This is a genomic window from Yersinia aleksiciae (assembly GCF_001047675.1).
Taxonomy (GTDB): domain Bacteria; phylum Pseudomonadota; class Gammaproteobacteria; order Enterobacterales; family Enterobacteriaceae; genus Yersinia; species Yersinia aleksiciae.
Genome location: NZ_CP011975.1, coordinates 1829252 through 1853129, shown reverse-complemented (window position 1 = coordinate 1853129; position 23878 = coordinate 1829252). Strand labels below are relative to the sequence as shown.

Below are 23878 nucleotides of genomic sequence, written 5' to 3'. Positions count from 1 at the left end.
TTAATGCTGAGTCAATCAGACCGCCGGCATGGCCGCCAGTGGGATGATGGCACCACGATACTGAATCACAGTGCTGGCGGTTAAATGGCCACGCACTGCGGCGTCATGGGCGCTGCCACCGGTCAGGCGAACAGCCAGATAACCGGCACTGAAAGAGTCCCCGGCTGCCGTGGTATCTACCACTTTCTCTTTTGGCAGTTTGACTGCCGGAACATCGTATCGCTGAGCTTCAAAGCCCTCTTTGACCCAGACGATGCAGGAGTCCGCGCCACGCTTGATGATAATCTCGCTCACACCTAATGCTTGAGTGCGATCAATCACCTGCTCCAATGGCTTCTCGCCCCACAACATATCTTCATCATCCAGTGTCAGGAAGGCGATATCAGTACAAGCCAGCATGTCGCGGTAGGCTTCCTGCGTCTCTTCCTTGCTCTGCCACAGACGTGGCCGGTAGTTGTTATCAAAGATAACTTTGCCACCGTTAGCACGGCAGGCGCGTAGCAATTTCAGTAACCGCTGACGGGAAACGCTGTCCAGAATCGCCAGACTGATACCACTGAGATACAGATAATCAAATTTTTCCAAACGTTGGCAGATTTCATCCGCCGCCGGGCTGGTCAGCCAGAAACGGGCAGCGGCATCATTGCGCCAATAATAGAATGTGCGCTCACCCGTACTGTCGGTTTCGATGAAATAGAGCCCCGGTAACTTATTATCCATACGCTGAATAAGGTCAGTGTGGATCTGCTCCTGCTGCCAAGCGGTCAGCATCTCTTCGCTGAAGTTGTCAGTACCTAATGCGGTCACATAATGCACATTCAGGGCCTGCTCAGAAACCTGACGGGCAACATACACTGCTGTATTCAGCGTATCACCGCCAAAGCCCCGGCTAAGGTCGGAACCTTTTTGTGATAATTCAATCATGCATTCGCCGATAACGGCAATATTTTTGCTGGTCATGGAAAGCTGGCCTATTCCTGAATGTGTGTCAGTGATGGGAGTGATTTAGGCTAGTCTCACTGCTGGCTTAGTCAGAGTCAATAGTATTAAAACGACGTTTTAAATTTTTTATGATATAGGTTGGGAAACTGACAAGTTTCCCGCTGTTCCGAGCCCAATTATGACGATTTTCGTAGGTCAGTGACACTCTGACCACCAATACCCCAGTTATCGGTCTCCACTTCATCGATTACCACCACGGTGGTCGCCGGGTTTTTGCCCAAGGTATCGACTAACAGTTGCGTAACGCCCGCGATCAGCTGTTTTTTCTGTTCCGCCGTCGCCCCTTCGCGAGTAATTTTAATATTTACATAAGGCATATTCATCTCCATTAAGAGTAATGGCATTATTGAGTTAAGTAATATAGATGGCTTAAATGTGTCGCGCCAGCTCATCCTGTCTGGGACCGTAATCTACCGGGAAATAAGAATCTGTCATGCCGCAATATAAAGTTATGGTCACACGAGTCGATAACATCTCCAGAAGGAATCACCTTTACCACAGGATGTCATCGGACTGGCGGCAATACACTCCACCATTACGGTCTGATGTCCTGAAACATGGCGACTAAACTGATGATGACTAATAAAGTATCAGGTTTACTTGCGCCATCCTTTGCCGCCATTGATCGAAATAAAGGACAGAGCTTCTGGCGGCAATGTCAGCGTCGGTACACTTTTCAACCTATCTATCGCACATCCGGGGCGTTGCTGGCGATTGAGTTGCTCACGGCTGTTTTTCACCCTTCCTCACCGGATACCCGTCTGAACCCCGAAGATTACTTCAGTTCCATTAGTATCCGCGATCGTCTGGATGTGGTGCTGGAGCAGCTGAACATGATTAAGCAGTGGCACGCGATATTTGTTCATCACTCGGTGCTGGTTTCGATCAATATTGATGGTCAGGCGCTGATGGCGATGCAGGATGACCGGCAGGCCAAGGTGCTCATCGACGGCATGCCCTACATTCGTTTTGAGTTGCTCGAACACGTTGATACCTCCCTTGATACCCCCTTTGCACGCATTGCCGAAGCAGACCGACTGTGGCTGGATGATTTTGGCAGCGGGCTAGCGAATTTCACTTCATTCATTAGCTGGCGCTATGAATACATCAAAGTTGCCAGAGATCTGTTTATCCTATTGCAAGAGAGTGATGTCGGAAACCAACTGTTCTTCACGCTAGTCACCTTAATGGACCGCTACAGCAAAGGCGTGATTGTGGAAGGTGTTGAAACCTCGCAGGAGTGGGCCATGGTGCAACGCTCTGACGCGGCAGCGGCGCAAGGTTATTACCTCTCCCGTCCAACCTCATTTGACCGATTGCAGGCGCTACCTATGCTGTTTTGTGGCTAATACTCTCTGAGCACTATTATCTGATTTTCCCTGTGTTGCCTCCCTCCGCGCCACCGCATTGAGCTGCCCAAATAATGGACTCTCCCCCATCATCGACTATGGTTAGTGTAGTCTTCTGAATCCGCAATATTCATCGGTTAACGATTTTTCTGACTGATTTTTCGACTAAAATACCGCAAGCTGACGCGCGTTTAAGCACCTCTTGGTGGTGGGTTTAGCGTTATCTATCAGATTACTGGCATGGAGCTAATATGACCAAAACCGGAAAAGTGCTCACCGCTGTTGGTGGGCTGATTCTGCTGCTATTGGCGGCGATTATCGTGTTTGTGATGACCTTCGACTGGAATCGACTCAAGCCGACGATTAACGAAAAAGTCTCCGCCGAGCTACAACGGCCTTTTGCCATTCGTGGCAATCTGGGGGTCGATTGGGCACGAAAAGGCGATGAGCCGGGTTGGCGCGGTTGGGTTCCCTGGCCGAATATCCACGCAGAAGATCTGTTGCTGGGCAATCCGCCGGATTTGGTCAGTGATAAAACCGCCGACGATAAAACAGCCTCCACGGCGTTCCCTGCTGGCGAGATGGTCACCCTGAAACGGGTCGATGCCAGTATCGCCCCCTTGGCCTTACTGGCGAAAGAGGTCTGGATACCTCGTATCTGGCTGACGCAGCCGGATGCCAACCTACTGCGGCTGGCTGATGGTAAGAATAACTGGACATTCAATCTCGCCAATAGCCCGAAGGAGGGCAAGCAGTCCTCTTCTTGGTCAGTCAATATCGACGATATCGTCTTTGATCGTGGCGAGATAAGTCTGAATGATGCCATCCTGAAAGCGGATCTGCACGCCGTGATTGACCCTCTGGGCAAGCCCTTGCCCTTTGCTGAGGTGACGGGGACACGCACGGAGAAAAAGGGCCAGACGCCTGCGGATAGTGCGCAAAGCAACACGGCAGATTATGTTTTTGGTTGGAAGATTGACGGAAAGTATCAGGGCCAGCCACTCACTGGCAGCGGTAAAATCGGCGGTATGCTGTCGATGAGTGATGCGAGTCGGCCATTCCCGTTGCAGGCTGATCTGCGATCGGGCACTACTCGAGTGGCGGTGGTGGGTACCCTAACTGACCCCGGCAATCTGGCGGGGCTGGATCTGCAATTGAAATTCTCGGGTACCAGCCTGGATAATCTCTACCCGCTGATCGGCGTGTTACTGCCCGCCACCCCACCTTACAACACCGATGGCCGCTTAGTAGCGAGCCTCAAGCAAACCGATGGGGCAGTTTATCGCTATGAAAACTTTAACGGTAAAATTGGCGACAGCGATATTCGCGGCAATCTGACCTATACCGCCAGTCAGCCACGGCCAAAATTAACCGGTAACATGGCATCAGAAAAATTGCGCTTTGCGGATTTAGCGCCATTGATTGGGGCTGACTCCAATCAGGAAAAAGCCAAGCGCGGCGAGCGAAATCGGCAACCCGCAAATAAGGTATTACCGACTGAACAGTTTGATACCAAAAGCTGGGGGGTGATGGATGCGGATGTTACCTATGCTGCAAAACGTATCGAACGCGATAAATCATTACCCCTAAATGATTTGTCGACCCACGTGGTGCTGAATAATGGTGAGTTATTGCTCGATCCGCTGCGTTTTGGTATGGCGGGAGGAAATCTGAATGCCACGCTACGGCTGAATGGCAACAAAGATCCGATGCAGGGCAAAGTGGATTTACATGCCCGTCGGCTGCAATTGAAGGCACTGTTGCCACAGGTAAAAGAAATGCGTAACAGCTTGGGCCAATTGAATGGTGATGCCTCATTTACCGCAACCGGTAACTCGGTGGCCGCGCTACTGGCGACCAGTAATGGCAGCCTGCGCTTGCTGCTGAATCAAGGATTGATCAGCCGCAGCTTGATGGAGCTGCTTGGCCTGAATGTGGGTAACTATCTGGTGGCGAAGTTGTTTGGTGACGATCAAGTGAAGATTAACTGTGCGGTGGCTGATATTCAGCTGCGCAATGGGCTAGCAACACCGCGCCTGTTTGTTATTGATACCGAAAACGCCATTATCAACATTACCGGTAACATCAACTTTGCGACCGAGCGACTGGATTTATCCATCAATCCAGAAAGCAAAGGGCTGCGTATTCTGACCCTGCGCTCCCCGCTCTATGTGAAAGGCACATTTAAGCAGCCGGATGCAGGTGTGAAAGCGGGGCCATTGATTGCCCGAGGTGCTATCGCCGCCGTGTTAGGGGTGGCACTGACACCCGCAGCGGCACTGCTGGCGCTGATCTCCCCCAGTGAGGCAGAGGAGAATCAGTGCACCCCATTCCTACAAAAAATAAAGCAGAAAAAATAATCGGTTAGTGCACCGGTGGTGGGGAAAGCAGCTTACATTCGTGATCCTGCAACTCCTCCACTGATGCACGATGAAGCTTCGTCAGGCTCGCTTTACTGGCTAACAGCAAGAACTCCCCGTTCGGCAATGCGGTCATGGCTAAACCATAATGGCCCATGTGACCTTTCGCGCCTGGGACTTCGTCGGCAAGCAGGCGAAACGCACCTAAATTCTGTAATTCCGTTGTCGTGGTACGCCGCACCAGATAGTCATTGCCTAGTAGACCGCCAGGCAAGGGCTGCCATTGCGGGCTGAAGTCCGCCGTATGTGCTGCTAGCGCGGTTTTTACCTGTGGTTTCAGGCAAGAGATATGGACATGTAATTGATCCTGAGAGCGACCATATTTTGAGTTAATGGTGAGTGAGATATCCGCGTCATCAATGGGTGCGCCATATTTATCAGCCATAAAGTGGCGGGCCTGCCAGGCATCCAGAAAATAGTTAGGGCTGTTAGCGGCTAATATCTCAGGACTTTCTATGCCGCTGATTTTTGCTGTTGGCATGAGTAAATATTGTAATGGCCCGTCTATGGACTTATACACCACAAAGCCAGCGGGCATATTGACCTCAATACAAGGCTTCGGGTCATTATTGGCCTCCATATTGGGCACGCATTGTTGGCTAACAATTTTCCACAAGATGTCGGCACGGCTGTTAAATCGCGATTGATAGGTCGCGATCAGCGTGATAATCACCAGTAACCCCAATACTAACCATCTAAATCCTGCTTTTTTTATATAACGTGACATGTGTGCTCCCTCACTTTCAACGATGGGTCATCAGTGTAGTGACAAATCAGAAATGGGGGCAAACCTTATAGCCCTTATTTATCATTATGGGGTATTCACCTTACTTGGCAGCAGATAGGCTCAAAGCGTCAGCCTGCCTTCTTACCCGGATTTTGGGGTAGGGTTTCATCCTCAATATAGTGGGCGGTGGCTATCCAGGCGGCGCAGAAGAGGGTCAGGCGAGCAAAGAAATAGAAAAAGGCCATCAAGCCAATCACGGAACCAAAAGCTGCACCGGAAGGCGAACTGGCAAGGCGTGGCAGCATCATGGTCATGACAAACTTGATAATTTCAAAGCCGATGGCAGCAATCAGAGTGCCGCGCAGCAGGGCTTTTTTCTTCGGCTTATGCCGTGGCAGAATCCAAAATATCCACAAAAATAACAGATAGTTAGCCGCGATAGAGATCGACATCGCAATCAGTGTCATTGCGGGCCGTAGCCACTCAATCCCCCCCAGCCCTAAGGCGTTGACGATGGCAGACTGCGCAGCACCCGCTATCGACGTCAGTGACAGCGTGATAATCAACGCGACAACCAATCCGATAAGCGAGATAAAATCACGGGCATAGCGGTAATAGAATTTTTCCTGATCCTGCGGATTACGCTCCCACACCTCCCGTGACTGAGCACGAATGGCTTCACGCAGATTACCCATCCAGCTAATGCCGGAATAGAGGGCAATCGCTAAACCGGTCAGCCCGACGGTGGTACGCTGCTGAATGGCGGTATTAACGGTATTTTTAAGTGTGGCGGCTAACGTGGGATCACTGATGGTATTAACAATTTTGTTAATTAATTCAGCTAATAAGTCAGGGTTTGAGGCCAGCACAAAACCGACCGCGGCAAAAGAGACCATCAAAATAGGGATCAGCGACAAAAATGAAAAATAAGTAATGGCCGCCCCGAACTGGCTGCCCAGTCGATCATTAAAGCGATCCGTGGCACGGATAATATGAGCGACAGCCGGGTAAGCTTTCACTCGGTTACTCATTCGCGTCATATAGGAAATCGCTTTCTTTCCGGTTTCAATACCCGTTGTCAGTGGCGCTGAGCTGTTTTTCGGTGCGTTCGGCATAATTCTCCTTAATTGCGTTAATCCATGCCTTATGCAGATGATTCTTCTACAAAATGTGACATAAAATGGCGAGTAGTCTGTTGATAATAGCAGAGTCGATGGCTATCACAAACGCAGTGGATAAATCTCGCGCTTATGGCCCCCAAATTTATATTCAATATTCTTATTAAAAAAACCTAACGTCTTGATTAAGATCTTAATTTCTATTTCATTAGGAAAAATCCTACATATTAGGTGGTGCGGTCTCATATTAAATGAATTTTTAAGGGATATATTGGCTATAGGCAGAGTCAATTATTTATCAATAATTTAATTCGGCAATAAATATAAGTAATTCAAAGCAAAAAAAATAAATAGATTAAAAATTCTTCTTTATTTAGAACATCTTGTTAAACACCAGGTTATTAATATGAAAATAAATAAAATAATGCTATCGCCTTGTTCTCGTAAGAGACTACTGGTCAGTTTACTGATTCCTCTTTTTAGTCCGCTTTATTGCTGGGCGGCGCAAACTATCAGTGTCACTAATGGTAGCTCTGTTCCTATCTCTGGCGATTACGGCACAGAGGATAGCTCCCAACCGGCTGTCGAAGTGAAAGGTTCTGGTAGCACCGTCACCGGGGGAGCCGATCTCTCCATTTATACCACCGGGCGGATGGCCAATGGCGTCGAAATATCGAATGGCGGTGCACTCAATTTGAAGGGTTCTACCATCAAGACCGATGGCGTGGTTGCCTATGGTATCCGTAATAATAGTGGTACGGTGAATTTGCAGGGTGGGGAAATAATGACCACTGGCTCCAGTGGTAATGGTATTTATTCCTCTGGTGCGGGGAGCCGTGTTGATATTAATGGCACAACATTCACTATGTTAGGTGGATCCGCTAACGCGGTGTCAGGTTATGGTGGCTCGGCATTAGCACTAAATAATACGACGATAAATATCAGTGGTGGGTATGGTATTTATCTGAGTGATCTTGGGAGTACATTAACTGGCGAAAATAACGTCATTAATAATACCAGCCCCTATAGCGGCACGGGTGTTTATATTTCCAATGGCGGCTTAAATGCCACACTGGATAACACGACACTTAATATGACCAACGCTTTTGCGGGGGTCGGTGTGGGTAAAGGCTCGACTATTACGATGGATGGCCTGACTGCTACCGGTAATATCAATAACGTTTTCGATATCAATGGTAGCGCCAATATCAGTAACGCCAATATTGATTTAGCGTCTGGTGCGGTATTGCGAGCCATGGGTAGCAGCCTGACCAACAAGGCCGTCATCGTGTTAAATAACGTCAATGCCATCTCTCGCAGCGGTAACGCCACCTTGGTTAACGTGAATATGAACGCCGATGTCACGATTAATGGCGGCTCTTACCACTCCCAAGGCACTTATGCCATGGGGATTTGGGTGCCGGACAACACCTCGTCTGTGAGAGTTAATAACGCCACGGTGATGACAGATGGAAACAGTGCGACCGCCATCGAGAATCGGGGAACGGCGATTGTTGACCATACGACGGTAAAAACCACAGGCAATAGCTCTCACGGTATTTACTCGGAATCGATTTTTAATGCTACGAACATGGCTATCTCGACTGCGGGTGTCGGCAGTATTGGTGCTACCGCTGCCCGAGGCGGTAACCTGAATCTTGATGGGGCGACTATCGAAACTACCGGTGCTTCCGGCATGGTGCTGGGGACGTTCATCGGATCATCCATCAGTGCCAAAAATGTGATCGGTACTTCTACGGGAGCCAGTGCCTATGCGCTGTGGACTCAAACCAGCAGCTCTATTTTGCTGCAAGACAGCCAGATCACCACTACGGGGATGAATGCTGGCGGTATTTACGCCGCAGGTTCCGATACGATTTATAGCAAGGTGACCTTGGATAATGCTCAGGTGCTCAGTGAGCAGGGGGCGGGCGTTCGGGCCTATGGTGCCAATATAAATATTGACGTGAACAATGGTTCGCAACTCAGCGGTGGTAACGGGTTGCTGGTCAATGCCAGTACCAATGTTGGCACCACGACCACCCCGCTGAATATTATCAGCAACGTCAATTTGAATGCCGATAACCATTCCATTTTGGTGGGGGATATTCAAGCCGATACCAATAACAATGTCAGTCTGGCGCTGAAAAATAGCTCAGTTTGGATGGGGGCAGCGCGTAACGCCAAACGTATTGATATCGACAACAGCAGTGTTTGGAACCTGAACGGTAATGCGGATGTTGGGTCAATGAATGTGCTGGGCCAAGTCAACTTTGTAATAACGCCTACGATCCCAGGTTCAAATGTATCGAACAATGGTTTCAGCACCTTAACGGTGAACGGCGACTTAACCGGCAATGGCAGTTTTGTCTTTAATGCGCAATTGGGCGATGACAGTTCACCGGCTGATAAGCTGCATATCACGGGTAATGCGACAGGTGAACATTACGTGAAAGTCGTGAACCAAGGGGGGCTGGGCGCGTTAACCACGGGCTCTGGGATCAGTCTGATTCGGGTTGATGGTGATGCACTCTACAGTCAATTTTTGATGAGCGACTTGGTGACCGCCGGTGCTTATCAGTATTTTTTATATCAAACTGATGAAAATAGCTGGAATTTACAATCCTATCTGGCTCCGGTTGGCCCAACCGATCCGGGTAAACCCATCGTCGTTAATCCTAGCCGTCCGGTAATACCTGAGATCGCTTATCGTAATGAAGTGCCGAGCTATATTGCCGCACCTTGGCTCAATACCTTTTACGGCTTCGCAACATTGGGCCGCTTACACGAACGCCGTGGTTCGGCAGAAGGCGGGACGAATGGTTTTAATCAGGACTCTTGGGGCCGGATCAGCGGGCAGCATAATACCTTCGAAGCAGGGCGTTTTAGTTACGATTCAGATATCTGGTTCGCACAATTGGGCCATGATCTCTTTCAGGGAGAAAATGCGGCCGGAACGCAGGCAATAGCGGGTGTGATGATTACACTCGGTAAACAGGAAACCGATGCGCAGGATAAGGCACGGGCAGTACGTCCAAGTTTATCAATCGATACCGGTAAAATCAAAACTGATGCCTATGGTTTGGGCGGTTATTACACATTAATGACGCAGCAGGGCGGCTATGTTGATCTCGTCGGCCAGGGAACGTTATACCGCAACAGCTACCAAAGCCAGCATGATGCCAAGCAGAATGGTTATGGTGTGGCGATGTCTGCCGAAGTCGGTCAAGCATACCCTGTCGTTGGCAGTTGGAAAGTGGAACCTCAGGGGCAGTTGAAATATCAATATCTGAACCTAAGCAGTTTCAGCGATGATATTTCTGGGATTAATGGTACTTCGTCCTCTGTCGGACAGGCCCGCGCGGGTGTGCGAGTGTTCAGTGAGGCCAACAAACAGCAAACCATTAAGCCTTATTTGTCAACTGATGTGATCTATCAACTGGGTGATAACCCTGAAGTAACTATTGATACCGCGAACCTGCGTCCTGAATTCAGTAAAACCTACTGGCAGGGGGGCACGGGTGTTAACGCTAAAATGAATAACAACGTTGATATTTATGCGGATGTTAAATACCAAAGAGCCTTTGATGGCAAGATGGACGGTTACACCGGGAACCTGGGTGTGAAAGTCAGTTTCTGAGTGATCCCTTGGTAATTAAAAATAGAGGCTAGAAACGACGAAGCCCACCGGAGGTGGGCTTCTAAACTCGCTTTGCCTATTATGTACGCAACGAGTACCTACTGAGTAGGGGAAGTAGACAGCACAAGCTCTTGGCTCTAAGGACAGGGGCCTATGACGGGGTCGTCAAGCCAAAAATTTGTCAGTATGCTTAGCGCATCGTCACAAACTCTTCGGCAGCCGTTGGGTGGATAGCGACAGTGTTGTCGAAATCTTTTTTGGTCGCGCCCATCTTCACTGCCACGGCGAAGCCTTGCAGGATTTCATCCATGCCGAAGCCGATACCATGGATGCCAACAATCTTCTCTTCCGCACCGACGCAGACTAGCTTCATCCGGCATGGTTGGCGGTGCTGAGTGACAGCGCTGTACATCGCGGTGAATGACGATTTGTACACTTTTACTTGATCGTCGCCAAACTTCTCGCGCGCTTGTGGTTCAGTCAGACCAATGGTGCCGATAGGCGGGTGGCTGAATACCACGGTCGGGATATTGCTGTAATCCAGATGCTCATCCGGCTTGTTATTGAACAGGCGCTCAGACAAACGGCGACCTGCTGCCACAGCCACAGGGGTCAGTTCAACCGCGCCAGTGTTATCGCCGACGGCATAGATGCCTTGGACGTTAGTATTCTGGAACTTATCAACCTCGATGTAGCCTTTTTCATTGGTTTTGACGCCGCTGGCAGCCAGATTCAGGTTGTCGGTTGCGGGTTCACGGCCAATCGCCCAAATCAGGTGATCAACAGTCACTTCAGTGCCATTTTCCAGCTGCAGTGTCAGGCTGCCATCGGCATTTTTGATGACCGCTTTTGGCACCGATTCGGTATGCAGCTTCGGCCCTTCGGTGTTCATCACTTCCAGCAGGGTTTCTACAATCAGCGGATCAAAAGTACGCAGCGGCGCATGTTTACGAACAAACAGATGCGTTTCTGTACCTAATCCATTGAGTACACCGGCAATTTCTACCGCGATATAGCCTGCACCCACGACGGCAACACGTTTTGGCATTTCGTCCAATTCAAAGAAACCATCGGAATCTATACCGTATTCAGCGCCTGGAATATCTGGATGGCTCGGACGGCCACCGGTGGCGATCAGGATGTGGTCAGCGGTGATTTTCTCACCGTTAACTTCCACGGTATGGGCATCAACAAAACGCGCATATCCATGAATCACATCAACTTTGTTATTACCTAAGCCACGCTCATAAGACTGATGGATACGATCGATGTAAGCAGTACGATTGGCAATCAGCTTTTTCCAATCGAAATGATTCACTGTGGTGTCGAAACCGTAGTCTGGGCCATACAAATGAATAGCTTCCGCAATTTGTGCGGCATGCCACATCACTTTTTTCGGCACACAACCGACATTCACACAGGTGCCACCGAGCTGTTTAGCTTCGATCAGTGCACATTTTTTGCCGTACATGGCAGCCCGGTTGATCGACGCGATCCCGCCACTGCCACCGCCAATTGCTAGATAGTCGTAATGTTTGGTCATCAGGGTCGTTTCCCGTTTGTTTAAAATTTGCCTAAGAGTTTAACCTTTGCTGGCGTTTTGTCGCAAAGGTTGCATCAATGGCTCTGATTCGCGTGACCAATTGGTTTAGGTCGCACTTATTCCGGTACGACCCATTTCACCAGTGTATGACCATGGCCTGATGGTACGAGTGCTTTGTGCAGCCACGGCAACAGCGTGTTCATTTGCTGTTCCAGTTTCCACGGTGGATTAATCACAATCATGCCAGAAGCCGTCATGCCGTGCTGGTCGCTGTCTGGGCGTACCGCCAGTTCAATTTGCAAGATACGGCGGATGCCCGTGGCTTCCAGATCCCGTAGCATGCGCTTGATTTGCTGACGTAAAACCACTGGATACCATAATGCATAGGTGCCGGTTGCAAAGCGCTTATAACCTTCCTGAATACCTTTTACCACGTCCTGATAATCAGTTTTCATTTCATACGGTGGATCAATCAGAACGAAACCACGGCGGGACGCAGGGGGTAACTGCGACTTAAGCTGTTGATATCCATCGGCACGCTGAACTTTAGCACGCTCATCTTTGGCAAATTCATTGCGCAGCAGCGGGTAATCGCTGGGGTGCAGTTCGGTCAGATGAATTTTGTCATCTTCACGCAATAAATGACGCGCAATCAACGGCGAACCGGGGTAATAACGCAGCTTCTCGGCACGGTTAAAATAGTGAATAGCACTCATGTATGGGGCTAAATCATCAGGTAAGTCATCGCGTTGCCACAGTTTGCCGATACCTTCAAGGTATTCACCCGTGCGCTCGGCATGCTCGCCGCTTAACTGGTAGCGACCGGCCCCGGCGTGGGTATCCAGATAAAGGAAGGGTTTCTCTTTCTCTTTCAGAGACTCGATAATCAAGCTCTGAACGGTGTGTTTAAGGACGTCGGCATGGTTGCCAGCGTGAAAACTATGGCGATAACTTAACATTTTATATTAACCAATTGATATTAATGATGAATGTTTCATTCACCGAAAATATATGCTGTACATTGTGGCAGTGCTTTTTGCGGTTTCTCTTTGTCGATGCAACAAAACATCACAGTCAGAAGCCGCAGCCAGCACATTATGGCAACTAGTATAAACTGTCTGGTGGATAAAAAGTGAAAAGCATTAATTTGCGGTGAATATCTCATCGCCACTCAAAAAGTAAAATTACGTGAGTGAAGCCGTCTGCCATTGATTTTCATGCTGGCAGACCTCATGTTAATTATTCAATCATCATTTATTCTCCGACGCTGGACAGGTTTTGGCGCTGGAATTCAAAATCATAATCAGGACTGCCCTATGACAAATCCGCTGTTGACCCCGTTCTCCCTGCCGCCATTTTCTGCTATTCGCCCTGAAGATATCGTGCCTGCGGTGAAATCCGCACTGGATGAATGCCGTCAAGCGGTGGAGCGGGTCGTTGCCCAGCCGGGGCCTTTCACTTGGGATAATCTGTGCCAGCCACTGGCTGAATCGGATGACCGCTTATCACGTATTTGGTCACCGGTCGGGCATTTAAACTCGGTGAAGAACAGCCCGGAATTGCGCACTGCTTACGAGCAAAGTCTGCCATTGCTGTCGGAATACGGCACTTGGGTCGGGCAGCACAAGGGCTTGTACCAGGCTTATGTCAGCTTGAAAGAGGGACCGGGCTTTGAAACATTGACCGCTCCACAGCGCAAAGCAGTAGAAAATGCGCTGCGTGACTTCCAGTTATCCGGTATTGGCCTGGAGCCTGAGCAGCAAAAACGCTATGGCGAAATCGTGGCCCGTCTGTCTGAGCTGGGTTCGACGTACAGCAATAATGTGCTCGATGCCACTATGGGTTGGAGCAAGCTGATTACCGATGTCGAGCAGCTGAAAGGGTTGCCGGAAAGCGCACTGGCGGCGGCTAAAGCCATGGCGGAAGCCAAAGAACAAGATGGCTGGTTGCTGACGCTGGATATGCCAAGTTACCTGCCGGTGCTGACCTACGCTGATAACGCCGAATTGCGCGAAGAGATGTACCGCGCCTTTGCGACTCGCGCTTCTGATCAGGGGCCGAATGCTGGCAAATGGGATAACAGCGAAATCATGGCTGAGATCCTCACGTTGCGACATGAGTTGGCACAGTTACTGGGCTTTAATAGCTATGCGGATAAATCGCTGGCGACCAAGATGGCTGAAAGCCCGCAGCAGGTGTTGGGATTCTTAAATGATCTGGCTAAACGCGCCCGTCCGCAGGCGGAAGCAGAGCTGGCGCAGTTACGCGCATTTGCTGAAAAACATTATGGTGTCAGTGAATTAGCCGCTTGGGACATCACCTATTACTCCGAGAAACAAAAACAGCACCTGTTCTCAATCAGCGACGAACAATTGCGCCCTTATTTCCCTGAGCAGCGCGTAGTCGAAGGGCTGTTTGAAGTGGTTAAACGCATCTACGGCATCACCGCCAAAGAGCGCCACGATGTGGATACTTGGCATCCAGATGTGCGTTTCTTCGAACTCTATGATGCCAGTGGCGAACTGCGCGGCAGCTTCTATCTTGACCTGTATGCCCGCGAACATAAGCGCGGCGGGGCTTGGATGGATGATTGTGTCGGCAGCCTGCGATTAGCAAACGGCCAGTTGCAAAAGCCGGTGGCGTATCTGACCTGCAACTTCAATGGCCCTGTTGGCGGCAAACCGGCACTATTTACCCATAACGAAGTGACCACGTTGTTCCATGAGTTCGGCCATGGTTTACATCATATGCTGACCAAAATTGATACTGCGGGTGTCTCGGGTATCAATGGTGTGCCGTGGGATGCAGTCGAATTGCCGAGCCAGTTTATGGAAAACTGGTGCTGGGAGCCGGAAGCGCTGGCGTTTATTTCTGGCCATTACGAAACCAACGAACCGCTCCCGCGAGAGATGTTAGATAAGCTACTGGCGGCGAAGAACTATCAGGCTGCGCTGTTTATTCTGCGCCAACTGGAGTTCGGGCTGTTCGATTTCCGCATGCATTACGAGTTCGATCCGCTGACTGGCGCGCAGATCCTGCCGATCTTGTATGAAGTGAAAAAGCAGGTCGCTGTGGTGCCCTCACCAACATGGGGCCGCTTCCCCCATGCCTTTAGCCACATCTTTGCCGGTGGCTACGCTGCGGGTTACTACAGCTACCTGTGGGCGGAAGTGCTCTCTGCCGATGCATTCTCGCGCTTTGAAGAGGAGGGGATTTTCAATGCGGCTACTGGCCAATCCTTCCTCGACAACATTTTGTCCCGTGGTGGTTCAGAAGAGCCAATGACACTGTTCAAGCGCTTCCGTGGTCGTGAGCCGCAGTTGGATGCTATGCTGCGCCATTACGGTATTAAGGGCTAGAATGTGTCACAGGTAAGTATTTGTTTATTGTCTGAAGCAGGCGCCGATCCCGGCGCCTTGTCTATTCTGGCTGAGCGCTGGGGATTGGTGTCTGACGAGCAGGCCATTATGGCGCTGGTGCTCACACCTGAACGCCTTGAGCTGCGCAAGCGGGATGAGCCGAAACTTGGCGGCATTTATGTTGATTTCGTCTCTGGCACACTGGCCCATCGTCGCAAATTTGGCGGCGGCCGGGGTGAAGCGGTTGCCAAAGCGGTCGGCATCAAAAAAGGCTACATTCCGCGCGTGGTTGATGCCACTGCAGGTTTGGGGCGCGATGCTTTTGTGCTCGCCGCACTCGGCTGTCATGTGCAAATGCTGGAACGTAATCCGGTGGTGGCGGCCTTGCTGGATGATGGTTTACGCCGTGGGTATCAGGATGCTGAGATTGGCCCGTGGTTGCGTGAGCGTTTGACGCTGCTACATGCTTCCAGTTTGACGGCGTTAGCGGCCATTGAGCCACGGCCGGAAGTGGTGTACCTCGATCCCATGTATCCGCACCGGCAGAAAAGTGCGCTGGTCAAAAAAGAGATGCGGGTATTCCAATCGCTGGTGGGGGCGGATGAAGATGCCGATGGTTTACTGGCACCGGCCCGTGCATTGGCGACCAAGCGGGTGGTAGTTAAGCGCCCAGATTATGCCGAACCGCTGGCCGGAATCGCGGCACAGGCGGCAGTGACCACCAAAAGCCACCGTTTTGACCTCTATTTGCCTTAGCGGTTTTCCTTGAAATAACAGGCTGTGGCACCCGCATGTCAGCAGCCTGTAATAAATAGTCAGGCTGTCAGCTGTGGTACACAAATAAAATTCTGAGTAGTCAGTTGATGCTTACCTACTATTTTGATCACAATATCTGTCTTATCGGTATAATAAAAATCAATCATTAGGTAAGTGATATCACTCACCGCACCATAAAATTGCATAATTTCCGTACCGCCATTACGATTTAATGTAGAACTAAATGAATCAACCAGCGTAATGTCACCATGCGCCAGATACGATAAATCGATTTTATCGAGACCAGACTCGAAATCATATATTGTATCCGCAGCATTTAGGGTTGAATCATTTATATTACGGTAGCTAAATATATCTTGCCCTTTCCCGCCCCATAGATGATCTGCCCCCCCCCCTCCGGTCAGAATGTTATCAGCATCATTCCCCCATATTCTATCATTGCCGTGACCCCCAATCGCATTTTCAATGATGACGCCGACAGCAATAGAAATATTTGCCGTGAGTCCACCTGCATCAGAAAAACTCGCTTGGTTAAGATTAATATTTTGATTTTCGGTATAGCCGGAGAAGTCGAAAGTATCCATGCCGCCAGCATCCCAAACACAGAATATCAGTTTATCTGCGGAAGTCCTGGCCGTTAGAAAATCTCTGTCACTATTGGAGTTAAAACCATAAATGGAATTACCTGTGCGGGTATTCATGTTCGGCCCATAGAGATATTGGGCAGCTGCAATATCATATAATTGCGCTGCCGACGCTAAATTACCGCCATGATCAGCACCTGAATACCATACCTCGCAGTAGCTCATCACGCTGACTTGCTGAGTATCACGTTGGTCATCCGGCATATCTGTTGGGCCGTGGGTGTGTTTTAACCCAAGTGTATGGCCTATCTCATGGGCCAATACAAAGCCGCCAAAGTTTGATTTGGTGGGTGTATTATTCTCACTGAGTATGTACTTAATATATATTGGAGTGCATCTCGAACTGTTTGGATAGTAGGCAAATCCATGTGGGGTGATATCTTCTGAGAAATTATAAAAGACAATGTTGGGGTCATCATATCCCGATGTTTCAATAAAATGAATGTTAGCCACGTCAGCCCAGGATTGCATAATTTCTTTGGTTAAGATTCTCTGTAACCCATTGAATGGAAAAACATCTACAACATTATATTCATTAAGGTTTCTTTTATTAAGTGGAGCATCGAATGTGTATGATAGAGTAATACCACGGCCATAATTCCTCCAACCGTTCCATGTGTCGTCTTTGACTATACTTGGCGCTATATATCTTTTTATTTCATATTGAAAATTTATATTTTCTTGCTGATTTATTGATTTAGAGTATTTATTGCTGCGACGCATGGCTAACTTTACCTTATAAACAATACTGATAGATGCCAGTTAAAATAGAATGGTATATTAACAATCAATATTGTTTTTAAAATTCGGATAGTCTTAAATTGTTTGTGTAATCATTACTCACAAAATTATAAATCATTATATAGATGGACACCCCATACTCTTTATCGATGCAGCTTAAAGAATATGGGGATAATCATGCCTTATTTACAGCACGCCTTGGGCCAACATGGCGTCTGCTACTTTGACAAAAGCAGCAATGTTCGCGCCGTGTACATAGTGGGTCTGTTTGCCTTCACCGCCGTACTCAACGCAAGACTGATGAATATCCAGCATGATGTGATGCAAGCGAACGTCCACTTTCTCTGACTTCCAGCTTAAGCGGGCCGCATTTTGCGCCATCTCCAAGCCAGATGTGGCAACGCCACCCGCATTGGCCGCTTTGCCTGGCGCGAAGAGCACACCCGCTTCCAGGAATGCATCTGTTGCCTGAATGGTTGTTGGCATATTTGCGCCTTCAGCCACAGCTTTAACCCCATTGGCAATCAACTGACGTGCCGCAGGCAGGTCCAGTTCATTCTGTGTCGCGCAAGGCAAGGCGATATCGACCGGCACACTCCATGGCTGCTGACCCGCTAAATAGACCAGATTACGTTCACGGGCATAATCTTCGATACTGCCGTAACGTTTGTTTTTAATTTCAGCCAGATGAGCCAGTTTTTCCGGTGTGAAGCCCTCTTCATCAACCACTGTGCCACAGGAGTCAGAGGCGGTAATGACTCTGGCACCCAGTTCCATCGCTTTTTCAATGGTGTATTGCGCCACGTTCCCGGCACCGGAAACTGACACTCTTCGACCTTCAAAACCTAAACCGTGGCGTTTTAACATGGCGTCGGTGAAATAGACCAAACCATAGCCGGTCGCTTCTGGGCGGATCAGGCTACCGCCAAAGGACAACCCTTTGCCAGTGAAGACACAAGCGGTGTTATTCGATAGCTTTTTCATCATGCCGGACATAAACGCCACTTCGCGGCCACCAACGCCAATATCACCCGCCGGAACATCAGTATCCGGGCCAAGATGGCGATACAATTCAGTCATTAGCGCCTGACAAAAACGCATCACTTCGGCCTGACTTTTCCCTTTCGGATTAAAGTCAGAGCCGCCTTTACCGCCACCCATGGGTAACGTTGTCAGGGCATTTTTGAACGTTTGCTCAAAACCGAGGAACTTAAGAATTGATAAGTTGACTGATGGATGGAAGCGCATTCCGCCCTTATAAGGACCAATCGCTGAGCTAAACTGAACGCGCCAGGCTCGGTTGACTTGCACCTTACCCTGATCGTCTGTCCAGGCAACACGGAATTGAATCACCCGTTCTGGCTCGACTAAACGCTCCAGTAGGCTCTGTTCACAGTAATGCGGGTTTTGCTCCAGAAAGGGCCAAAGCGAGGTGAAGACTTCACGCACGGCTTGGAGATATTCTGGTTGGTTGGCATCACGTTTTTGTAACGATTCTAAAAACGACTCCAGAGAGATTAAATCATTCATTACTAATCATTCCTTGTACCAATTAAGACTCTCCTGATAATTATTTCTAACTATTATTTTTATAAAAATAGTCAGGAGACGATGTTGTGCGTCATCGACTATATCATTGGTTTATATTCATACAGCAAGGGATTTTGAGAAAAAGTTAGCAGGGTTATCAATGAGTGGCGATGGGGTATACCAGCAAAAGCACCATAAAAAAACGCCCGCAAAAGGCGGGCGTTAGCGGTGACAACGTTAAGCTAGATTGAACGGACGCTTAATCGTCTTCGCCATTTTCGTCATCGCGCAGAGGCACGATCAACATATCGACATGCACGGTGTTGATCAGCTGACGCGCTGAAGACATCAACTTACTCCAGAAGTCCTGATGATGGCCGCATAATACCAAGTCCATATCATATTTCTTAATGGCATCAACCAGCACTTGACCCAAGTCACCGCTACCACTCAGCGTTTGCTCAATCGGGTAGCCCGCATTCTGTGAAAGCTCAGTGAGCGCATTATGTGTTTCTTCCGAGATGCGTTTTTGCATATCGCCAAGATTAACGTCGATCAAGCCGGTATAAAGATCTGAGTAGTTAACATCGACATGGATCAGGGAAACTTTGGCATTGTACGGTTTAGCCATGGAGACCGCTTTTTCCACCAACACCTTGCTTTCCGGAGATAGGTCAACCGCAATCAGAATGTGTTTGTAAGCCATAAGTAAACTCCTTCCATAATGTTAATTAATGGGTAAGCAAACATTCAACTGTTGAACGGGTGCTAACGCGATATCGACATAGTAGCATTATGACCCCTAACTGAAGTGTTTCACGGATCACAACACACTGTTTTGACGATGATCACTAAAGTAACCCTATGTCGTTTTACATCTATTTGTGCCGAGGTGTAACTCAATTCTGCTGTTTATAGCCTCGGAACCTTATCCGGTCACTCGAATTTGAAACAGATCATTATCTTAAGTATAGCGCTGATAAAGTACCCCAATGAACGGAATTTCATATTTGTGATGCAAATATAATTCAGTAAAAGCTGCAGTCAAGTTAATCTAATTTAGTTAAGTGAGATTAATGTTTGAGCGGTTTTTGTGTGAATATAACGCGTTTCCAGCAAGTAAGATTCAGTATAAGTTAGTGCTAATCGATAGTTAACAAAGGCTCAAATAGGCATAATTTAGAGATTATCAGGCTATTTCCCATTTCATTTCCTACACTCATAAAGGGAGTCCTACACGTTCGGATGCGGTGTCGAGCGAATAACACGTCGAACCACCATGAGAAAGCGAACGATAGGGGGTGGTTTTTTAGGCCCTGGGGGTGTTTGTATCGGCTAGAGTGAGCGATAGCGCAAAGGTTCAGGTAACTGACCCAATGTGTGAAATATCGCTGGGAGGATGATTATGATCAGTACCGTCGCGCTTTTTTGGGCTTTGTGTGTGGTATGTGTGATTAATATGGCACGTTATTATTCATCACTACGTGCTTTGTTAGTGGTATTACGTGGCTGCGACCCGTTGCTGTATCAATATGTTGATGGCGGTGGATTTTTTACCTCCCACGGTCAGCCGAGCAAACAGATTAGGTTAGTGGGTTACATTTTTACTCAACGCTATCTCGATCATCATGATCCAGAGTTTATCCGCCGCTGTGAGCGGTTACGTGGGCAATTTATACTGACCAGTGCATTGTGTGGTTTGGTCGTAGTGAGTCTGATGGGGTTAATCTTGTGGTATTAGCATGAATGATGGGCAGAGAAGGATTTAAAAAGGCGACCTGTTAAGGCCGCCTTTTTGCTTATTACCACCGTTCAGTGCTATGCACCGTCCGATATTATCATCGTGTTGAATATAGACGCACGGTGATAGTAAAACGTCTCGCTTGGCTTAAATAAACTTCAATGCGACCCAGTATAACCCACCGGAAAGAAGAATAGAGATCGGTAGGGTTAATACCCATGCCAACATAATGTTCTTAACCGTCTTACTCTGCACACCACCGCCATCAACCAACATGGTCCCGGCAACAGCTGAAGAGAGCACCTGCGTTGTCGATACGGGCATACCGGTATAACTGGCAATCCCGATGGAAACCGCCGCAGTCATCTGGGCCGAAACCCCTTGCGCGTAGGTCATGCCTTTCTTACCGATTTTCTCACCAATTGTCACAGCAACACGTTTCCAGCCAATCATGGTCCCCAAAGAGAGGGCCAGAGCGACGGCAACGATAATCCAGGTCGGTGCGTATTCCACAGTTTCCAGCAAATCAGTACGTAGATTATTGAGGAAACGACGGTCTTCAGCACTGGTTTCTGGCAGCTTGGCAACAGTCCCAGCCGTTTCTGCGACACACATCAGCAAGCGACGCATATGGCTGCGTTGATCAACCGTTAAGTTGTCATAGCTTTGCAGATTGGCCAGCAGAGTTTGCGCATGATCAATGGCTATCATGGCGCGTGAGCTATCACAGTGGAACTGTGCAGGTGTATTTGGCAAGGTTTCTGGTGTCGGTACCAGTGGTTTCAGCGCGACGGCATGAGGCAATACCTCAACATGTTGCTGATAATATTGTTGCAGATGAGTTACTGCATCGCGGGTGCGGGCAATATCATAACCGGTTGCATTCATATTCACGACAAACCCAGCCGGAGCCACGCCGATTAATACCAGCATGATCAAGCCAATCCCTTTCTGACCATCGTTAGCGCCATGAGAGAAACTCACACCGATAGCCGAGATGATCAGCGCTGTACGGGTCCAGAATGGCGGTTTACGTTTACCGTCTTTCTTTTCACGCTCAGCGGGTGTCAGGTGAATACGTTGCTGCTTCTTGGTTCCGTTCCAGTAACGACGTAACAGGAACACCATCAAACCGGCAATAACCAGACCCACAATCGGGGATAAGATCAATGACAGGAAGATTTGAATCATCTTAGGAACGTTCAGCGCATCGACAACGGATGTACTGGTCATTAATGCATTGGTTAAACCAATGCCGATGATAGCACCAATCAGCGTATGAGAACTGGAGGCTGGGATACCGAAATACCAGGTGCCCAAATTCCAGATAATCGCCGCCAGTAGCATGGAGAAGACCATAGCCAACCCATGTGCCGAACTGACGTTTAACAGCAGATCAGTAGGCAATAAGTGAACAATGGCGTAAGCCACGCTCAAACCGCCCAGCATCACGCCGAGGAAGTTAAACACCCCTGCCATCACAACAGCAACCTGTGAACGCATGGCACGGGTATAGATTACGGTCGCAACCGCATTGGCTGTATCATGAAAACCATTAATGGCTTCGTAAAACAGCACGAACATCAAAGCAAGAACTAACATAAGGCCGGTATGGAAATCCAGGCCAGCGAAAAGATGTAGCATAAGCGTTACGCCAGTTTGTGGACATGAACGCGGCGCATTATCAGTGACAATGGGGGGTGGGGAAAAGGAAAATATGACCTTTTTTTGACATGACCGCAGACGAACTGCTCTTTTTAAGCCACATATGTATGTTATATCAGCAAGTTACTTAATTTTACCGTATGAGACATTTTCTTACTATGGCGATCTTCCAGCCAGCGACTTACAATCCCCCGCCGCTAATTTGTCGGTTGAATGCCCTAAACAATATAATAAGCAGCCAAATATGGGCAATTTTGCAGCAATGATGATTTTACTCAGTGAGGCCCAGTGTGGAACAGTTTGATGTGGTCGTGATAGGTGCAGGTGCTGCGGGGCTATTTTGTGCCGCTCAGGCCGGGCAAGCAGGGTGTCGGGTGCTATTGGTCGATAATGGCAAAAAAGCAGGGCGCAAAATATTGATGTCCGGTGGTGGCCGCTGTAATTTCACCAATATGTATGCAGAACCTGCCGCTTACCTGTCACAGAACCCTCATTTCTGTAAATCTGCCTTGGCGCGTTATACCCAATGGGATTTTATTGATCTGATGAATCGCCATGGCATCGCCTGGCATGAGAAGACTCTGGGGCAACTTTTTTGTGATGATTCCGCGCAGCAAGTGGTGGAACTTCTGCTGAAAGAGTGTGAATTGGGGCAGGTGACGATCAGATTGCGCAGTGATGTGCTGTCAGTTGAAAAAAGCGAAGCGGGCTTTTTGCTCCAGATTAATGATTTAAAAGTGAGCACTCACTCACTTGTTGTCGCTTCTGGTGGGCTATCAATGCCTGGCCTTGGCGCTTCTCCATTCGGTTATAAGCTGGCAGAGCAGTTTGGTTTGAAAGTGTTGCCAACCCGCGCGGCATTGGTGCCTTTTACCTTGCATAAACCCTTGTTGGAACACCTGCAAACGCTATCTGGTGTTTCAGTCCCGGCGGTGGTCACGGCAGAAAATGGTGTTAGCTTCCGCGAGAGTATTTTATTTACCCATCGTGGACTTTCTGGCCCGGCTATTTTGCAGTTATCAAGCTATTGGCAGGCTGGCGAGTATGTGAGCATTAACTTACTTCCTGACACTGATCTGGACGCTTTCCTAAACAACGAGCGGCAAGCGCATCCTAATCAGACGCTGAAGAATACCTTGGCCCAACTGTTACCCAAGCGCTTGGTGGAGTGCCTTCAGACATTGGAGCAACTGCCGGATGTCACCTTGAAGCAATTAAATGCACCGCAGCAGGCAGTGCTGGTGGCCCATCTCCAGCAATGGCGCGTACAACCCAATGGGACAGAAGGCTACCGAACTGCCGAGGTCACCATTGGCGGCGTAGACACTCAGGAGCTCTCATCCAAGACGATGGAAGCCCATAAAGTGCCGGGATTGTACTTTATTGGCGAAGTAGTTGACGTCACCGGCTGGTTAGGAGGGTACAACTTCCAATGGGCCTGGAGTTCCGCCTGGGCTTGTGCGCAGGCAGTGTCCGCTAAAAGCGGGAGTGAGTGAAAGTCTCGAAATAATAATGGGATATAGAAAGGGTAGACTAAATAACAACCTCCTCAATATAATCAGGTTATTCATACCCCAATGTTATATAAGGAGGATTGCCATGTTGACCCGTGAAATGTTTTT

17 protein-coding genes are annotated in these 23878 nt (G+C 48.8%); 7 read left to right on the top strand and 10 right to left on the bottom strand.

The genetic code is table 11. The features are described from left to right. Positions 1-15 precede the first annotated feature (15 nt). Together kdgK and ACZ76_RS08480 are read right to left on the bottom strand one after the other, a co-directional pair. Positions 16-960: a 2-dehydro-3-deoxygluconokinase gene (gene kdgK, locus ACZ76_RS08485; RefSeq protein ID WP_048618460.1), complete on the bottom strand. Its 945-nt coding sequence runs from the start codon at positions 958-960 to the stop codon at positions 16-18. 158 nt (positions 961-1118) lie between these two features. Then, positions 1119-1319: a 2-hydroxymuconate tautomerase family protein gene (locus ACZ76_RS08480; protein ID WP_032897557.1), complete on the bottom strand. Its 201-nt coding sequence runs from the start codon at positions 1317-1319 to the stop codon at positions 1119-1121. A 240-nt stretch (positions 1320-1559) separates the two neighbouring features. Between ACZ76_RS08480 and pdeH the strand changes: the two genes are divergently transcribed. Continuing rightward, positions 1560-2351: a cyclic-guanylate-specific phosphodiesterase gene (gene pdeH, locus ACZ76_RS08475; RefSeq protein WP_048618457.1), complete on the top strand. Its 792-nt coding sequence runs from the start codon at positions 1560-1562 to the stop codon at positions 2349-2351. A gap of 251 nt (positions 2352-2602) precedes the next feature. Beyond that, complete coding sequence (locus ACZ76_RS08470; RefSeq protein ID WP_048618455.1) at positions 2603-4711, top strand: AsmA family protein; 2109 nt, start codon at positions 2603-2605, stop codon at positions 4709-4711. Positions 4712-4715: 4 nt separating this feature from the next. Here the strand turns inward: ACZ76_RS08470 and ACZ76_RS08465 are convergent, their stop codons facing one another. Beyond that, the gene (locus tag ACZ76_RS08465) at positions 4716-5498 is read right to left on the bottom strand and encodes a CDP-diacylglycerol diphosphatase (RefSeq protein WP_048618453.1); all 783 of its coding nucleotides are present in this window, start codon (positions 5496-5498) and stop codon (positions 4716-4718) included. A gap of 128 nt (positions 5499-5626) precedes the next feature. Next, positions 5627-6613, bottom strand: coding sequence for an inner membrane protein YhjD (gene yhjD, locus ACZ76_RS08460; protein ID WP_048618451.1), 987 nt, complete (start codon positions 6611-6613; stop codon positions 5627-5629). Between the two features lie 409 nt (positions 6614-7022). Between yhjD and ACZ76_RS08455 the strand changes: the two genes are divergently transcribed. Then, positions 7023-10256, top strand: coding sequence for an autotransporter outer membrane beta-barrel domain-containing protein (locus ACZ76_RS08455; protein ID WP_048618450.1), 3234 nt, complete (start codon positions 7023-7025; stop codon positions 10254-10256). 190 nt (positions 10257-10446) lie between these two features. Here the strand turns inward: ACZ76_RS08455 and gorA are convergent, their stop codons facing one another. Together gorA and ACZ76_RS08445 are read right to left on the bottom strand one after the other, a co-directional pair. Beyond that, a complete protein-coding gene (gene gorA / locus ACZ76_RS08450) occupies positions 10447-11799 on the bottom strand; it encodes a glutathione-disulfide reductase (protein ID WP_048618448.1) in 1353 nt (450 codons plus the stop codon). A 116-nt stretch (positions 11800-11915) separates the two neighbouring features. Continuing rightward, positions 11916-12758, bottom strand: a complete 843-nt coding sequence (locus ACZ76_RS08445; RefSeq protein ID WP_048618445.1) for a 23S rRNA (adenine(2030)-N(6))-methyltransferase RlmJ — start codon at positions 12756-12758, stop codon at positions 11916-11918. Positions 12759-13115: 357 nt separating this feature from the next. Here ACZ76_RS08445 and prlC point away from each other — a divergent pair, with 357 nt between their 5' ends. Then, complete coding sequence (gene prlC, locus ACZ76_RS08440; RefSeq protein WP_048620241.1) at positions 13116-15158, top strand: oligopeptidase A; 2043 nt, start codon at positions 13116-13118, stop codon at positions 15156-15158. Positions 15159-15161: 3 nt separating this feature from the next. Next, entirely contained in the window at positions 15162-15914 is a 753-nt protein-coding gene (gene rsmJ, locus ACZ76_RS08435) for a 16S rRNA (guanine(1516)-N(2))-methyltransferase RsmJ (protein ID WP_048618443.1), read from the top strand. 59 nt (positions 15915-15973) lie between these two features. Here the strand turns inward: rsmJ and ACZ76_RS08430 are convergent, their stop codons facing one another. The 3 genes from ACZ76_RS08430 to uspA all read right to left on the bottom strand — a co-directional run bounded on the left by ACZ76_RS08430 (position 15974) and on the right by uspA (position 19556). Next, on the bottom strand, positions 15974-17302 hold the full coding sequence (locus tag ACZ76_RS08430; protein ID WP_048618441.1) for a M10 family metallopeptidase C-terminal domain-containing protein: 1329 nt from the start codon (positions 17300-17302) through the stop codon (positions 15974-15976). Positions 17303-17506: 204 nt separating this feature from the next. Then, positions 17507-18850, bottom strand: coding sequence for an NADP-specific glutamate dehydrogenase (gdhA, locus tag ACZ76_RS08425; protein WP_048618440.1), 1344 nt, complete (start codon positions 18848-18850; stop codon positions 17507-17509). Positions 18851-19109: 259 nt separating this feature from the next. Next, positions 19110-19556, bottom strand: a complete 447-nt coding sequence (uspA, locus tag ACZ76_RS08420; protein WP_004874931.1) for a universal stress protein UspA — start codon at positions 19554-19556, stop codon at positions 19110-19112. 699 nt (positions 19557-20255) lie between these two features. Here uspA and uspB point away from each other — a divergent pair. Then, on the top strand, positions 20256-20591 hold the full coding sequence (uspB, locus tag ACZ76_RS08415) for a universal stress protein UspB (protein WP_005273532.1): 336 nt from the start codon (positions 20256-20258) through the stop codon (positions 20589-20591). Between the two features lie 147 nt (positions 20592-20738). On the opposite strand, the gene pitA is transcribed toward uspB, so the two are convergent. Next, entirely contained in the window at positions 20739-22235 is a 1497-nt protein-coding gene (pitA, locus tag ACZ76_RS08410) for an inorganic phosphate transporter PitA (protein ID WP_048618438.1), read from the bottom strand. Between the two features lie 311 nt (positions 22236-22546). Here pitA and ACZ76_RS08405 point away from each other — a divergent pair, with 311 nt between their 5' ends. Further along, positions 22547-23752: a BaiN/RdsA family NAD(P)/FAD-dependent oxidoreductase gene (locus ACZ76_RS08405; protein WP_048618436.1), complete on the top strand. Its 1206-nt coding sequence runs from the start codon at positions 22547-22549 to the stop codon at positions 23750-23752. Positions 23753-23878 lie beyond the last annotated feature (126 nt).